General features: G+C 47.6%; 1 protein-coding gene. It reads left to right on the forward strand.

The annotated features are described in order from the left end of the window. Nucleotides 1-174: 174 nt before the first annotated feature. Nucleotides 175-2,628: phosphoenolpyruvate--protein phosphotransferase (gene ptsP, locus IQ229_RS23455; RefSeq protein ID WP_194047888.1), on the forward strand; the 2,454-nt coding region annotated here is incomplete at its 3' end.

Genomic DNA, 2,628 nt, shown 5'->3' on the forward strand with positions numbered 1-2,628 from the left:
CTGCTAGCGATGGTGTTTATGAGTGGACGCCACGTATTTCCGTAACAGAAGGCTATTTTATTCGTATTTCTAGCTGGAAAGACCGGAATATTTTCGGGCAGTTGCAATTGTAGCGGAATGGGAAAATGAAATGGATAACTAGCTAAACGCAAACCTCTCAACAAGGTTGACGGTGTGGCCGCGATCGCAATTGTTATCGTTTCTCACAGTAAACAACTAGCTTTGGGTGTGCGGGAACTCGCCGCGCAGATGGTTCAAGACCAAGTTCCCATTGCTGTTGCAGCAGGTATTGAAGATCCTGAAAATCCATTGGGTACCGATCCGATTCAGGTTTATGAGGCGATCGCTTCTGTTTTTTCTGATGATGGTGTCTTGGTGCTAATGGATTTGGGTAGTGCTTTGCTGAGTGCGGAAATGGCAATCGAGTTTTTGCCAGAAGCACAGCAGGAGAAAGTGTATTTGTGTGAAGCACCTCTAGTAGAAGGTGCGATCGCTGCTGTAGTGGCGGCGGCGGCTGGTAGAGATATTCACCAAGTTATGGCGGAAGCACGCGGCGCACTTCTCGCAAAAGCAACTCAATTGGGTGTAGTTACTAGGCCGTTGTCACTTGTCACCCCAACAACAACTAATGTAGAATCACCAACGCGAGAAATCAGGGTAATAGTGAGCAATCGCTTAGGATTACACGCCCGTCCCGCAGCGCAGTTTGTGACAACCGCAGCCCGGTTTCAATCCCAAATTTTGGTGCAGAATTTAACGAGAAATACTGAGCTAGTCAGAGGTGACAGTATTAACCAAGTCACAACTTTAGGGGTGCGTCAAGGACACGAATTGGTGATTACTGCCATCGGTGCTGATGCAGATGAGGCACTAGCGGCATTACAGGGATTATTCGCAAATAATTTTGGTGAAGATAATGTTACTTTGAATTCTCCACCAGTACACAATGAAGTTACACCCACAACTCACGGCGAACTTTCGGGGATTGCAGCTTCTGCCGGAGTAGCGATCGCACCTGTTGTTCGTTATCAACCCACTCACATCACAATTACGGAATACCACGTAGACGATCCTGATGCAGAGTGGCAACGATTACAAGCAGCGATAAACACTGCACGACAAGAAATTCAAGCTGTTTTCTCACAGGCATCTCTGCAAATTGGTGATGCTGAAGCCGCCATCTTTGATGCCCAATTACTATTTTTAGAAGATCCAGTACTGTTGGAAGCGGCTCATCAGCGCATTTTAGACAACCATATAAATGCTGAAGCCGCTTGGCAAGCTGTAGTCGATGAAGTAGCGACTTCCTACCGCGCACTTGAGGATTCTTATCTGCAAGAGCGAGTTGACGATGTTGTAGATGTCGGGCGAAGAGTGCTGCGATTACTCGCTGGGAATGCTGCGGCTAACTTGCATCTGGAGTCACCAGCGATTTTGGTGGCGACTGATTTAACCCCCTCAGATACGGCTGGACTAGATCCGACAAAGGTGTTGGGTATTTGTACAACTTCTGGTAGTGCAACTTCCCACAGTGCCATTATCGCCCGGACGTTGGGTATTCCGGCAGTTTTGGGAGTGGATGCCCAAGTGTTGCACCTGGCTGATGGTACACTGATGGCACTTGATGGTGAAAGCGGCAGAGCTTGGGTAGAACCAGAATCACATATCCTGGATTTACTGGCAGCAAAGCAAGAAGCTTGGCAAACTGCCCAACAGGAAGCACGAGCTACGGCACATCAGCCAGCAATTACTCGTGATGGTCGGCAAGTTAGCGTCTTCGCAAATATTGGTAGTATAAATGATGTGCAAGTTGCGGTGGCTAGCGGTGCAGAAGGTGTGGGATTACTCCGCACTGAGTTTCTTTATCTGGATAGGACAAGTGCCCCCACTGAAGAAGAACAACTAGAAGTGTATCAGGCGATCGCCCAAGTTTTAGATAATCGTCCGCTAATTATTCGTACCTTAGATGTCGGTGGTGATAAGCCACTTCCCTATCTCAGAGTAGGGTTGCCAGAAGCTAACCCTTTCTTAGGTTCGCGGGGAATTCGTTTCTGTTTAGATCGTCCAGAACTCTTCAAAACTCAGTTACGGGCAATTTTGAGAGCCAGTGTCGGACACCAAATTAAAATCATGTTGCCGATGATTGCTACGGTAACTGAAGTACGTGCAGCTAAGGTAATTTTGGGCGAAGTGCAGGCTGAACTAAATCAAGCTGGTATCGCATTTGATGCAGCGATGAAAGTAGGAATTATGGTGGAGGTTCCGTCAGCAGTAGCGATCGCCGATCGGTTAGCTGCTGAAGTAGACTTCTTTAGTATAGGCACTAACGACCTGAGTCAGTACGTCATGGCTAGCGATCGCACTAATCCCCGCGTGGCAAATTTGGTTGATGCACTACATCCAGCCGTGTTGCGAATGGTGCAGCAAACTATCCAAGCTGCTCATGCAGCCGGGATTTCGGTAGGATTATGTGGAGAATTGGCAGCAGATACTTTAGCAACACCAATTTTATTAGGTTTAGGGCTGGATGAGTTGAGCGTAAATCCTCAAAGTATACCTGGAGTGAAACAGGCGATCGCTCGCTTAAGTATAGTTGAAAGTGAAGCGATCGCGGCATCAGCATTACAA

Source organism: Nostoc cf. edaphicum LEGE 07299 (assembly GCF_015207245.1).
Lineage (GTDB): Bacteria > Cyanobacteriota > Cyanobacteriia > Cyanobacteriales > Nostocaceae > Nostoc > Nostoc edaphicum_B.